Annotated in this window: 11 protein-coding genes; 5 read left to right on the top strand and 6 right to left on the bottom strand. The window is 70.0% G+C overall.

Features of this window, described 5'->3' with window-relative positions; translation table 11 throughout:
• Window positions 1-22 precede the first annotated feature (22 nt).
• Window positions 23-1,375: a glycoside hydrolase domain-containing protein gene (locus tag H5T77_RS03795; RefSeq protein WP_292645241.1), complete on the bottom strand. Its 1,353-nt coding sequence runs from the start codon at window positions 1,373-1,375 to the stop codon at window positions 23-25.
• Between the two features lie 211 nt (window positions 1,376-1,586).
• Between H5T77_RS03795 and H5T77_RS03790 the strand changes: the two genes are divergently transcribed.
• Window positions 1,587-2,231, top strand: a complete 645-nt coding sequence (locus tag H5T77_RS03790; protein ID WP_292645238.1) for a hypothetical protein — start codon at window positions 1,587-1,589, stop codon at window positions 2,229-2,231.
• A 56-nt stretch (window positions 2,232-2,287) separates the two neighbouring features.
• Complete coding sequence (purL, locus tag H5T77_RS03785) at window positions 2,288-4,576, top strand: phosphoribosylformylglycinamidine synthase subunit PurL (protein WP_292645235.1); 2,289 nt, start codon at window positions 2,288-2,290, stop codon at window positions 4,574-4,576.
• Here the strand turns inward: purL and H5T77_RS03780 are convergent.
• Entirely contained in the window at window positions 4,495-5,250 is a 756-nt protein-coding gene (locus H5T77_RS03780) for a DUF2306 domain-containing protein (protein ID WP_292645232.1), read from the bottom strand. The genes purL and H5T77_RS03780 overlap by 82 nt on opposite strands.
• A gap of 103 nt (window positions 5,251-5,353) precedes the next feature.
• Between H5T77_RS03780 and H5T77_RS03775 the strand changes: the two genes are divergently transcribed.
• Both H5T77_RS03775 and H5T77_RS03770 read left to right on the top strand, forming a co-directional pair.
• Window positions 5,354-6,088 (top strand): TetR/AcrR family transcriptional regulator, encoded by a 735-nt coding sequence (locus H5T77_RS03775; protein WP_292645229.1) that lies wholly within the window; start codon window positions 5,354-5,356, stop codon window positions 6,086-6,088.
• Window positions 6,089-6,120: 32 nt separating this feature from the next.
• Entirely contained in the window at window positions 6,121-7,215 is a 1,095-nt protein-coding gene (locus H5T77_RS03770) for a CAP domain-containing protein (protein ID WP_292645226.1), read from the top strand.
• Here H5T77_RS03770 and H5T77_RS03765 read toward each other — a convergent pair.
• The 3 genes from H5T77_RS03765 to H5T77_RS03755 are packed head-to-tail and all read right to left on the bottom strand — an operon-like array spanning window position 7,212 to window position 10,584.
• The gene (locus tag H5T77_RS03765; RefSeq protein WP_292645223.1) at window positions 7,212-8,714 is read right to left on the bottom strand and encodes a DHA2 family efflux MFS transporter permease subunit; all 1,503 of its coding nucleotides are present in this window, start codon (window positions 8,712-8,714) and stop codon (window positions 7,212-7,214) included. The two genes, H5T77_RS03770 and H5T77_RS03765, sit on opposite strands and share 4 nt — an antisense overlap.
• 53 nt (window positions 8,715-8,767) lie before the next feature.
• Window positions 8,768-9,574, bottom strand: a complete 807-nt coding sequence (locus H5T77_RS03760) for an ABC transporter permease (RefSeq protein ID WP_292645220.1) — start codon at window positions 9,572-9,574, stop codon at window positions 8,768-8,770.
• Window positions 9,571-10,584 carry an ATP-binding cassette domain-containing protein gene (locus H5T77_RS03755; protein WP_292645217.1) on the bottom strand — a complete coding sequence of 338 codons (1,014 nt, stop codon included), beginning with the start codon at window positions 10,582-10,584 and terminating at the stop codon, window positions 9,571-9,573. Before H5T77_RS03755 ends, H5T77_RS03760 begins: the two co-directional genes overlap by 4 nt.
• A 212-nt stretch (window positions 10,585-10,796) precedes the next feature.
• On the opposite strand from H5T77_RS03755, the gene H5T77_RS03750 reads away from it, so the two are divergent.
• Entirely contained in the window at window positions 10,797-11,753 is a 957-nt protein-coding gene (locus H5T77_RS03750; protein WP_292645214.1) for a helix-turn-helix transcriptional regulator, read from the top strand.
• Here H5T77_RS03750 and H5T77_RS03745 read toward each other — a convergent pair.
• Window positions 11,733-12,284 (bottom strand): GNAT family N-acetyltransferase, encoded by a 552-nt coding sequence (locus tag H5T77_RS03745; protein ID WP_292645211.1) that lies wholly within the window; start codon window positions 12,282-12,284, stop codon window positions 11,733-11,735. The two genes, H5T77_RS03750 and H5T77_RS03745, sit on opposite strands and share 21 nt — an antisense overlap.
• Window positions 12,285-12,299 lie beyond the last annotated feature (15 nt).

Genomic DNA, 12,299 nt, shown 5'->3' with positions numbered 1-12,299 from the left:
GCTTCACAACCCCGAGCGCGGGTCAGCGGCCGTGGGCGAGGTCGTACCAGGTGACCTCGGTGGCCGTGCCGGTCGGAGTCCGTCCGAGGCGCTTCTGATAGGCGACGAGGGCGACGTGGGTGTTCTCGTCGAGGACGCCGGTGATCTTCGCGCGCTCGGGTGCGGTGGTGGCGTTGAGGGCACGCTGGAGGTCGCGGACCGGTTCGCCGGTGGATCCGCGCTTGAGCAGCGGTCGGCTGTTGGCCGCCCACAGCGTCTTCCAGGCGGCCCTGGTCCAGGTCTTGCTCACCGCCAGGCCGTGCGAGCGCTGCCAGGCGTTGACCGACCTGACCAGCCCCGCGTCGTACGTCCCGTCGATGGCGCCGTTGAAGCCCCCGCGCTCGCGGAGCATGCACTCGAGCGCCTTCGTGTAGATCGGTGAGGGCGTGTACGAGCTGGTCCGCGGCTTCAGGTCGGGGTAGCTGGTGAAGCTGACCGGCACGCCGCCGCAGTGGGTGACCGGACGGGCGGATGAGCCGCGGCCGAGGTCGACGTAGTTCGAGTCGATCTCGATGGTCACACCGCCGTGGGTCTCCTTGTGCGGGCCGCGGTACTGCTTGACGCGGCGGTGCGGGTTCCAGGGGGTGTCAGGGAGGTACTTGGTCGAGGTGTCGGCGCGGCCGTCCCAGTCGGCGATCCACAGGTCCGCGGGGTAGACGAAGCCGCGGGGCTGAGCCTTCCAGACGGCGTACATCGCCTTGACCCCGGACGCCGCGCTCGAGTACATCGCGGGGCGGTAGCCGAGCTTCTTGACCCGGTGGCTCCACGCCGAGACGAACCACATCGCCGACTCACGGCAGCGCTTGTTGCCGGTGTTGAAGCCCTCGAGGTCGTAGAACATCGTGCTTCCGGCGGCGATGCCGTAGCGCTTGGCGGCGTCCACGGTCGCGTTGGCCTGGCTGAGGCCCTGGCGCTTGGCCGCGGCGTACTGGTTGGTCGGGTTGGCGCTGATCCGCGGGTCGTCGCGATAGCGCGGGAAGTGCGGGTTGCAGGACGCCTGCGGCCCGAGCGTGACCGGCAGCAGCCGCCAGCCGCGGGCCTGCTGCTTGCGCACCCAGGTCGCGCTGAGGTTCGTCTGCTTGCGACAGCCGCGTGAGTTGCCGGCGATGTAGATGCCGACCGCGCCGAAGTTGGAGTGCTTCCACCAGCGGTCCATCGCCGTCTGCGACGGCGCCTCGCACTGGTCGAAGCCGAAACCGGTGAAGCTGCCCGGTGTGACCGGGTTGGCCGCGGCCGCCGGGCTGGGTGCGGCGAGCCCCGCGACCCCCACCACGCCGGCCATCAAACCGGCGCCGAGCGCCCGTCTGACGTACCTGATCCTGATGAAATCCCCCATAGTTTCGTCACGGTAGTCACAACAGTCACATGGACACCAGAGGACTCGCCTAGATGGCGAGGTTTGGTTGATCTGACATCAGGTTTGCCCGGCGGTGGTCGAAGCTCGGCAGCCGACACAAAAGGACCTTGGTCCCTGGTTCATTGGCCCTAACCAAAGCCGCGCTACGGCGTTACCTTGGTAAAGGACGAGCTGCTAGGGGGTGGGGCCTGTGCAGGAGCGACGTGACCGGGTGACGCCCGTCCTCTTCGCGATCACGGTCATGCTCGCGCTCACGGTCGCGGGGATCATCCATGTCGCCCACGGCGGCGAGGTGGTCGGTCCGTTCGCCGCCGCCGACCAGGTCAGCTCGACCACCGAGCGGACCAACACACCCTACGTCTGCTGGGACGGGAACGGGTCCGGCTCGCTGACCCGCTGTCCGGATCCGCGGGGTGAGGGCGGCTTGAGCTGGGTCTTCCCTGGCCACGAAGACGCTGCCCGAGGCGGTGAGTGCACCCGCCGCGAGGCCGGCGGGCGTGATCTCTTCGTCGAGTGCTCGATGTCCTGGCGCGGCGACCATGTCCACCTCCACTACGCCCACTGGGGCGAGTGGCAGGCCGGGCGGAAGAAGTACGCCGCCACCGGCTCGACCCCGAGGGTCGAGCAGCGCACCGACGGGGCGATGTCGCTCTCCTGGCGTCCGCGCCGGCTGCCGACCCCGCACGGCGAAGCCACCTGGATCACCGCCGAGATGGTCGAGGGCCACGGCTGGACCGTCTCGGCGTACGCCGGGGACGCCGAGGTCGCCCGGGCGGCCCTCGAGGAGTTCGGTGAGATCCGCGACCTGCGGGAGTGGCGCGGGCTACCCAGATGACCAGACCCGGGGTGACGACTCGGGGGATCAGGCACTTCTGACGTAGATTTCTGCCCGTGACCGAGACTTCGTCCGCTGCCGTTGCGTCCGATCTTCCGCTGCTGGACACCGTGCACCACGCTGCCGGTGACCCAGACCGAGAGCAGCCCTGGGCCGAGCTCGGTCTGAAGGAGGACGAGTACGCCGAGATCAAGCGCATCCTCGGCCGCCGGCCGACCGGTGCGGAGCTGGCGATGTACTCGGTGATGTGGTCCGAGCACTGCTCCTACAAGTCCTCCAAGGTCCACCTGAAGCAGTTCGGCGAGATCCCGCAGGAGACCCCGGCCGGCAAGTTGCTCGCCGGCATCGGCGAGAACGCGGGCGTGCTCGACGTCGGCCAGGGCTACGCGGTGACCTTCAAGGTCGAGTCGCACAACCACCCCTCCTACGTCGAGCCGCACCAGGGCGCCGCGACCGGCATCGGCGGGATCGTCCGCGACATCCTCGCGATGGGTGCTCGCCCGGTTGCCGTCATGGATCCGCTCCGGTTCGGCCCGCTGGCCGAGGAGGACACCCACCGTGTCCTGCCCGGGATCGTGTCCGGCATCGGCCACTACGGCAACTGCCTGGGCCTGCCCAACATCGGTGGTGAGGCCGTCTTCGACGCCTCCTACCTCGGCAACCCCCTGGTCAACGCCCTCTGTGTCGGCGTGCTGCGCCACGAGGACCTGCACCTCGCCAAGGCGAGCGGCGCCGGCAACCTGGTGATCATGTACGGCGCGCGCACCGGCGGCGACGGCATCGGCGGTGCCTCGATCCTCGCGAGCGTCGAGTTCGACGAGGACGGCCCCGCCAAGCGGCCGAGCGTGCAGGTCGGTGACCCGTTCATGGAGAAGCTGCTGATCGAGTGCACCCTCGAGCTCTTCTCCGCCGGCATCGTGCGCGGCATCCAGGACTTCGGCGCGGCCGGCATCTCGTGCGCCACCTCCGAGCTCGCCGCTGCCGGTGACGGCGGCATGCACGTCCACCTCGAGCGGGTGCCGCTGCGCGACTCGACGCTCGCTCCGGAGGAGATCCTGATGAGCGAGTCCCAGGAGCGGATGATGGCGGTCATCGCGCCCGAGGACGAGGCGACCTTCATGGACATCTGCGCCAAGTGGGACGTCGAGGCGGCCGTGATCGGCACCGTGACCGGCGAGGGCCGGCTGCGCGTCGACTGGCACGGCGAGACCATCGTCGACGTCGACCCGACCACCGTGGCCCACGACGGCCCGGTCTACGAGCGTCCCTACGCCCGCCCGTCGTGGCAGGACGCGCTGCAGGCCGACGTCGCCGAGAAGCTCCCGCGCGCGGCCTCGGCCGACGAGCTCCGCGAGACGATCCTCCAGCTGGTCGCCTCGGAGAACCTGTGCGACAAGTCCTGGATCACCGAGCAGTACGACCGCTATGTCCGCGGCAACACGGTCCTCTCCCAGCCGGCCGACGGCGGGATGATCCGCGTCGACGAGTCGACCAACCTCGGTGTCGCGCTCGCGACCGACGCCAACGGGCGCTTCGCGAAGCTGGACCCGTACGCCGGCGCCCAGCTGGCGCTGTCCGAGTCCTACCGCAACGTGGCCTCCGTCGGCGCCAAGCCGCTGGCCATCTCCGACTGCCTCAACTTCGGGTCCCCGGAGGACCCCGACGTGATGTGGCAGTTCGCCGAGGCGACCCGCGGCCTGAAGGACGCCTGCCTCGAGCTCGGCATCCCGGTCACCGGCGGCAACGTCTCCCTCTACAACCAGACCGGCGAGACCGCCATCCACCCCACGCCGGTGGTCGCGACGCTCGGTGTGATCGAGGACGTCACCACGCGTACGCCTTCGGACTTCCAGGCGGCCGACGAGGTCGTCGTCCTGCTCGGTGAGACCCACGAGGAGCTCTCCGGCTCGGAGTGGGCCCACGTCGTGCACGGCCACCTCGGCGGCCTGCCGCCGAAGGTGAACCTGGCTGCCGAGAAGGCGCTCGCCGAGCTGCTGGGTGAGGCTCGCTTCATCACCTCCGCCCACGATCTCTCCGACGGTGGCCTGATGCAGGCGCTCGCCGAGCCGGCGATGTCCTCAGGGATCGGCGTCTCGGTCACGCTCGCCGGCGACCCGTTCGTCGCCCTCTTCTCGGAGTCGGTGGCCCGCGCGGTCGTCACCGTGAAGACCGCCGACGTCGAGCGGCTCACCTCGCTGGCCGAGCGCCACGGGGTCGCGGCGACGCAGCTCGGTGTGACGGGCGGTGCGGCGTACTCGATCTCCTATGACGGCGGCACCGTCGAGATCCCGCTCGAGGAGCTCACCGGCGTCTGGCGCGCGACCCTGCGGGACGCGCTCGCCTGATCGGCCTGATCGGCTCGCCGGCGCGGCTTGCGGTGGATGATCCACTCGGCGACAAGCAGGTTCACCACCCAGCTGACCCAGGCTGAGGCCGCGGCGGCGCTCGCGAGCGTGGGGTCCTCGGTGCCGATGTCGGCACCGGTCATGACCTCCGGCACGTAGATCATGATCAGCACGGCGCCCCAGAAGCGGTTGGCGACGATCGAGAACGCCAACGCGTAGCTGCGGTACATCCATTCGCGGTGGTCCTTGAAGCGCCGCTGCCGGACGGCGCGGAAGCCGAGCACGGTGCACAGCAGGAACAGCACGGCGAGGAACGTGTTGCCGACCTGCTGCGACGGTCCGGCGGCGGGGAACTGGCTGGTGACCAGCGCCGCCACACCCGTCGGGATCGCGGTGGCGACATAGATCCGCCCGGTCCACCGGTGCACCTTCGGATGGGTGTTGCGCAGCCATGGCCACAGCTGGAGTACGCCGCAGCAGAGCATCACCGAGCCGAAGAAGATGTGCGTCACCAGCGCGGGATAGAAAGCCGGCCCGCGGTCGGCGGGGGACAGCGACTGGGACGGGTCCAGGCCGACATACCGAGGCAGGGCCGTCACCAGGAAGATCACCGTCGCGGCCACGAGCGGGAAGACCCACCATTGGCGTGCCAGAGGTCTTTTCGATGTGCTCATGAACCATCCGATCTAATAGCGTATGTCGTTAACTGTTTATAGGTTACGCAAATTAGTCGGGCGGTCAACCGCTTTCGTGGAGGATCAGGGCATGATGGGCGTGATGAGCTCCGACCTGATTCCTCGCCTGTGGGGCAAGCCCCCGGCCGGCCGACGCGGCCCCAAGCCGGCGCTGAGCCTCGCCCAGATCGTCGAGGCCGCCTACGTCCTCGCAGACGAGCACGGCCTCTCCGCCGTCTCGATGGCGCGGGTCGCCGAGGAGGTGGGCTGCTCGCCGATGGCGCTCTACCGGCACGTGAAGAACAAGGACGAGCTGCTCATCCTGCTCTCCGACCGGCTCTGTGCGGAGCTGCCGGAGCCCTCGCGAGATCTGGGGTGGCGTGAAGGGCTGGCGGCGTGGATGCGTGCGCAGGTCGACCTGGCGCTGAGGAAGCCTTGGTTCCTCGACCTGCCGCTCGCTGTCACGCTCCCGGGACCGAACCGGCTCGCCTGGATCGACCTGGCCTTCTACTACCTGCGCGATGTGGCGCTGCCAGCCGAGGAGAAGCTGGCGATCGTCGGCATCCTATCCCAGTACACCCTGGGCGAGGCGAGGATCGAGGTCGAGGCTGCGCTGTCCGAGGAGGACAACCCGTTCGCCTCCTTCGAGCAGATGCTCGTGACGTACGCCGATCCGGAGCGTTTCCCGAGCCTGATGGCGTCCCTGGCGACCTGGAGCCCGGCCGCGCCCGGAGAGCGCTCCGAGGCGGACAACCCCTCGGCCTTCGGCCAGGGGCTGCTGATCGCCGGGATCGAGGCCCACATCGAGCGCCATGCCGGGTGCAGCGGACCCGAGTAAAGGTCGATCCCCTGGCGGGGATGTTCCCCCACATGCATCGCCTCGTGTCCTGTCTCCTCGCCCTGCTGCTCGCGGCAGCTGCGCTGCTGCTCGGCGCCGGCCCGGCGTCCGCGGGGGAGGGTGGCACGATCAAGCGCCTGGCGAACGCCGCGCGTGCCGACGCCGGTCGCGGCCCGCTCGCGCGCGACGCCGACCTCGACGTGCTGGCGAGGAAGTGGGCCCACAAGATGGCCGCCGACGGGTCTCTCTCGCACAACCCCGACCTCTCCGAGCAGGTGCCGGAGGGGTGGCAGGGGGTCGGGGAGAACGTCGCCATGGGCTACCCGACCGGTGCCCAGATGCACCGGGGCTGGATGAACTCCGAGGGGCACCGGGCCAACATCCTGGGCGACTACACCCACATCGGGATCGCCTTCGTCGTGGTCGACGGCACCAGCTGGGGCGTCCAGGTCTTCGCCAAATACCCGCCGGGTGTGCGGCCGACCGCGAAGCCCAAGCCCTCCCCGCAGTCGCCGAACGCGCCGGCATCGACCAAGGCACCGGCCCAGGCGCCGACCAAGTCACCGACCAAGTCGCCGACTCCTCGTCAGACCCCGAGGTCCGAGCAGTCGGCGACTGAGTTGCCAGCCCCGTCGCGTACGCCTTCGGCTTCGGTGTCCGCGTCGCAGTCGTCGGCGTCGCCCTCCGGGTCGCCTTCGGCGTCGACCTCCGAGTCGGCCGACGCCTTGGTGTTGGGCGACTCCGAGACGGCGGGCCCGGTGACGTTCACCGACGTCTCGAAGGGCCCGGGGCCGGGTGCGAGCGGGCTGTTCGGGATCGGTTTTGTCGAGATGGCCGTCGGAATGCTCGCGCTTTCCGGGCTGGGGTTGCTCGCCGCCCTGTTCCTGGCGCGACGCCGACGCCGGCACGAGCAGGACGCCCTCCCTGCTCGACATGTCCGGCCGGCCGGGCCCTACCCCGGCGGCCCGGTCCAACGAGGCCAGGCCTATCCCGCCGCCCGTCCCGTCCCCGGCAGACCCGACCCCCGCAGACCCAGCCCCGGCCGTCCCCTCCAGGGTCGTCCCGTCCAGCGTCGGCCAGGTCGCCCGGACTTCGGCCAGCCGTATCCGGGCAACCCCCGCTACTAGTCGGCGACGGCCGCGGCAACGGGCTGACGGCTGTCGACAGGCATGGAGCCGGCGGAAGGCGCGCGACGGAAGACGACGAACGCGACCACGGCCGAGATCGCCATCATCGTGACCGGGAGCCAGAACGCGACCTGCAGGGCCTCGGCGGCCAGCGGGGCGACAGCCTCGAGCTCGGCGGGCGCCACGGAGCTGAGCGCTCCGATGCCGTCGCTGCCCAGTCCGGGCAGGCGCGCGGAGAGCGCGGCGGCCAGGAGTACCGAGACGCCGGCGGTGCACAACGCGGTGGCGACCTGGTTCATCACGTTGATCATCGTCGAGCCGGCGGGGATGGCGCTGTCCTCGAGGTAGCGGGTGGCGATGGTCATGGTCGGCAGCATCACGAACCCGGCGCCCGCGGTCGCGACGGCGTGGGTCGTCGCCAGGGCCAGCATGGACGCGTCCGCGCTCAGTTGGAGCGCCAGAGCCGCGAAGCCCAGGGTGGAGACCACGATGCCCGAGCCGATCACCGGCAGCGGCGGGAACCGGTCGACGAGACGGCCGGCGACCTGGATCATGATCCCGGCCGCGATGCCGGCGGGAGCCATCAGCAGGCCGGCGGTGGTGGCGGACTCGCCGCGGACGACCTGCCAGTAGAGCGGCACCAGGATCATCGAGCCGAAGTAACCGCCGGCGAAGCAGAACAGCAGTACGGCGCTGCCGCCGGTGAGGCGACGTTTGAGGAGCCTGACGTCCAGGAGCGGTGCCGTGGTGCGGAGTGCGTGCCGGACGAAGAGCGCCACGAGGACGATCCCGGCTCCGATCGGGACCAGCACCTCTGCGGAGAGCAGCGTTCCTTCGGCGTACGAGGTGCCCAGCACGAGGAGCGCCATCGCGGGAGGAAGCAGGAGCAGGCCGCGTACGTCCAGGCGGGCGCTCGGTCCGCTGTCCAGGCGAGGAAGGTTGCGCAGTCCGAGGATGATGCCGATCAGCCCGAGCGGCAGGTTGATGAGGAACATCCAGCGCCACGACATCGTGTCGAGCAGCCAGCCGCCCAGCACCGGCCCGAAGACCGGGCCGATCAGCACCGGCAGGCCCATCAGGGCCATCAGTCGACCCCGCTCCGCCGGGGGCGACGAACGTAGGGTCAGGGTCATCGCGGCCGGCATCACGAAGCCGCCGCCGAGCCCCTGCAGGACCCGGAACGCGATCAGCGACTCCACGTTCCAGGACGCCGCGACCAGGCCGGAGCCGATCGTGAAGACGCCGATCGCGCTCAAGAACACGCGGCGGGCGCCGAACCGGCTGATCGCCCAGGCCGCGGCCGGGATTACCGTGGCCAGGGCGAGCGTGTAGCCGGTGGCCACCCATTGGATCACCGGCAGCGAAGCGCCCGTCTCCTGGGAGAGACGGGCGATCGCGACCGCGACGATCGTGATGTCGATCGGGATCATCACCGTGCCGGCGATGACGGTGAGCACGATCGTTGTCGGGCTCGGGGCCGTGCGGGGTCTGGGAGTCATGCGCCCCAGTCTGGAAGCTAAAGTGAACTTGAGGTCAAGGGGTCTCGACCGGTTCAGTTCGACCTTTCCATGGTCCGTACGCCGACGAGCACTCCGACCGCGGCGACGGCCGTCGCCGCGATGAAGCCGCTGACGACGACATCGGCCGGGAACTGGCCGGCGAAGAGCGCTCGCGCTGCCTCCACGACGTACGTCATCGGGTTGATGTCGCTGAGGAACCGCAGCCAGCCGGGAGCGCCGTCGAGGGGGAGGAGAACGCCGGAGAGGAGCAGCAGCGGGAAGATCAGCATCTGCTGGACGGTCCAGAAGACCCAGTCCTGCTCCTTCGCGGCGGTGGCGAGGGCGAAGCTGAGCGCGCCGAGGCCGATCGCGAAGAGCGAGACGATGACCGATCCGACGAGAGCCCCGCCGAGGTGGAGGTCGAAGCTGAACGGGGTCACCACGGCGAGGATGACCGCGGTCTGGAACAGCACGGGCACGACCTCCTTCAGGGCCCGTCCCACCAGCAATGACGGCCGGGAGAGGGGCGAGACCAGCAGTCGCTCGTGGGAGCCGGACCGGATCTCCGCGGTCAGGTCCGCGCCGGTCATCGAGGCGCCCATCAGCGCGGTCATGACGACGATGCCCGGCACGAACCACTGCAGCGCGCTGCCGCCCTCGACGTCGGGCAGGAGCGGTGCGAAGAGTGCCAGGAAGACCAGCGGCTGCATCATCGCGAAGAGCATCGAGGCGGGCTGACGCAGCTTCGGGGTCAGCTCGCGGACCAGCACGGTCCAGGTGTCCGTGAGGAACCCCGTCGGCCTGCTGAGCGTGTGAGTGGTGCGCTGGACCTGGGCGGTCGGGACGGTGAGGGTGGTCATGCTGCTGCTCCTTCGGTCTGGGTGGTGTCGGTGGACTCGGTGGACTCGCGCAGGCTGCGCCCGGTCAGGTCGAGGAAGACGTCGTCGAGGGTGGGGGTGCGGACCTCCATCCGGATCGCGGGCGTCCCGTGGGCAGCGAGGTCGATGGCCAGCGCGGGGGCGGTGTCAGCGCCTCGCGGGCTCCGGATCGACACCTGCGTGCCGGTGCGCTCGACAACGGCGCTGGCCAGCCCCGACTCGGCGCGCGTGGCCGCCGCAGACGCATCCGCCTCGGTGCCGAAGGCGAGGAGCACCAGGTCGCCGAGCCTCGCCTTGAGCCTGGGGGCGGTGTCGTCTGCGATCACCAGGCCGTGGTCGATGACGATCACCCGGCCGGCGAGCGCATCCGCCTCCTCGAGATAGTGCGTGGTGAGCACGATCGTGGTGCCGTCGTCGTGGAGCCGGCGGATCTGGTCCTGCAGGTTTGCGCGGTTCTGCGGGTCGAGACCGGTCGACGGCTCGTCGAGGAACAGCACCTCGGGGTGGTTGAGCAGGCCGATCGCGATGTCGAGACGGCGACGCTGGCCCCCGCTGAGCGTCTGGACCTGGCGGTCTGCGTGCTCCGCCAGATCGAAGGCCGAGAGCAGCTCGTCGACGCGGGCCTTCGCGGTAGCGCGCGGGATGCCGTGGGCGCGAGCCTGGGACATCAGCTCGTCGCGTCCGCGCTGGATGAACGCGGCGGCGTTGCCCTGGCCGACATAGCCGATCGAGCGCCGGACGGCGGCCCGGTCGCGGACGACATCGTGTCCGGCGACCTCGGCGGTGCCGGCGGTGGGAGGGATGAGGGTGGTCAGCATCCGCAGCGTGGTCGACTTGCCGGCTCCGTTGGGGCCGAGGAAGGCGACGAGCTCACCTCGATGGATCTCGAGGTCGAGCCCGCGCACCGCCTCGACGGTCTTCTTGCTCCTGGAGAAGTGCTTCGTCAGCCCTTGAGCGCGGATCACCGGCTGCTGGTGGGTGTGGTTCGTCATGGCTCAAGCATCTGAAGGCATCCGGTCAGTTTCTGACCGCTTTCGAAAATTCTTCCATGAACCGGTTTAGAAGGCCGACGAGTGGGTAAGAGACATAGCGCGGCGGCGGGCGGCTCGAGGAGGGGGCGAGCCGGCCGTCGCGCGGCGCTCGGTTCGGGTCGCCGGACAATCAGGTCATGAGTTGACCGCATTGGCGCCTAGGGTCATGTGTCATGAGCACGAGCGCCCGGATGCTGCAGCTTCTCTCGCTGCTGCAGACCCACCGTTTCTGGCCCGGTACGGACCTGTCCGTACGCCTCGAGGTCAGCGAGCGCACGCTGCGCCGCGACATCGAGCGGCTGCGAGATCTCGGTTATGACGTGGACGCCACCCGCGGGGTGGCTGGGGGATACCAGCTCCGGGCCGGCAACGCGCTTCCGCCACTGCTGCTCGACGACGAGGAGGCCGTCGCGATCGCGGTCGGGCTGCGTACGGCCGCCGCCGGCCCGGTGGCCGGGATGGGGGAGACCTCGGCCCAGGCGCTGGGAAAGGTCGTCGCACTGATGCCGCCGCGGCTGCGGCGCCGGATGGACGCGGTCACCTCGCAGACGGACTCCATCCCGTGGGGTGGCCGGGTCTCGCTGGACGCCGGAGTTCTCGGTCTCCTGGCGCAGGCCTGCCGCGACGACGAGGCGCTTACCTTCACCTACCAGGCGCCCGAGGCCGAGCCGACCCGGCGTCGCGTCGAGCCGCACCGGCTGGTGACGCTCGGCAACCGCTGGTATCTCCTCGCCTATGACCGGGTCCGTCAGGACTGGCGCTCCTTCCGGGTCGATCGGATCAGCGACCCGACGACCACCGGTCAGATCTTCCGCCCGCGGGAGATCCCCGGCGGGGACGCGGCGGCATACGTCCAGGCCGGGATCCGCTCCCGGTCAGCTGCCTACGACATCTGCGTCCACTTCCAGGTCGAGGCCGACGTGGTCGCGAGGCACGTGGGGCGCTGGGGCGAGGTCGAGGCCGCCGAAGGCGGCTGCCGGCTGCGGATGCAGGCCGACGACCTGGGCTGGCCGATGATGATCCTCGCCGGCGTCGACGCCGATTTCACGGTCGAGCAGCCCGCCGAGCTGGCCGAGATGGTCAAGCGGGCGGGGGAGCGGTTCGTCCGCTCAGCCGGCTCGTCTTTCTAGCCACTCCTCGCGCAGCAGCCCGTAGACCACCAGGTCTCGGCGACCACCCGGGTAGGCCTGGGCGCCACGCATGGTGCCCTCGTGGGTGAACCCGAGGCGCTCGGCGACCGCCCGGCTGCGCTTGTTCATGACCGAGGTGTCGATGATCGCCCTGGCGATCTCGTACTCGTCGACGAGCATGTCCAGCAGCGCCGAGACGGCTCGGGTGACCAGGCCGCGTCCCTCGTGGGCCTCGCCCAGCCAATAGCCGATCGTGGCCGACTTCTCGTAGAGGTTGATCCGCGCGGTGGTGGCGCCGGCGACCTGGCCGTCCTGGCGGATGACGCACGGGATCGCCTCGCCCTTGACCCACTGATCGAGCAGGTAGGTGCCGAACCCGGCGACGCTGAGCATGCTCTGCTGGCCGTGCGCCCACGGCTCCCACTCGCGGAGGTGGTCGAGGTTGGCGTTGATGAGCTTGTGGATGGCGAAGTCGGTCGATCGGTCACGCAGGACGATCTCCGCGCCGCTCCCGAGGTCGATGCTGAACAACTGGTCTCCTACCCT

The sequence above is a fragment of the Nocardioides sp. genome, from assembly GCF_014360585.1.
GTDB lineage: Bacteria > Actinomycetota > Actinomycetes > Propionibacteriales > Nocardioidaceae > Nocardioides.
Note: the sequence above shows the minus strand (reverse complement) of the source record. Positions and strands in the feature narration are given on the sequence as shown.

What these genes read in the sequence shown, in the direction of transcription:
- H5T77_RS03750 (WP_292645214.1), top strand. Translation starts at nt 10,797, where the DNA reads ATGAGCACGAGCGCCCGGATGCTGCAGCTTCTCTCGCTGCTGCAGACC.
- H5T77_RS03775 (WP_292645229.1), top strand. Translation starts at nt 5,354, where the DNA reads ATGAGCTCCGACCTGATTCCTCGCCTGTGGGGCAAGCCCCCGGCCGGC.
- H5T77_RS03795 (WP_292645241.1), bottom strand. Translation starts at nt 1,375, where the DNA reads ATGGGGGATTTCATCAGGATCAGGTACGTCAGACGGGCGCTCGGCGCC.
- H5T77_RS03780 (WP_292645232.1), bottom strand. Translation starts at nt 5,250, where the DNA reads ATGAGCACATCGAAAAGACCTCTGGCACGCCAATGGTGGGTCTTCCCG.
- H5T77_RS03770 (WP_292645226.1), top strand. Translation starts at nt 6,121, where the DNA reads ATGCATCGCCTCGTGTCCTGTCTCCTCGCCCTGCTGCTCGCGGCAGCT.
- H5T77_RS03760 (WP_292645220.1), bottom strand. Translation starts at nt 9,574, where the DNA reads ATGACCACCCTCACCGTCCCGACCGCCCAGGTCCAGCGCACCACTCAC.
- H5T77_RS03755 (WP_292645217.1), bottom strand. Translation starts at nt 10,584, where the DNA reads ATGACGAACCACACCCACCAGCAGCCGGTGATCCGCGCTCAAGGGCTG.
- H5T77_RS03765 (WP_292645223.1), bottom strand. Translation starts at nt 8,714, where the DNA reads ATGACTCCCAGACCCCGCACGGCCCCGAGCCCGACAACGATCGTGCTC.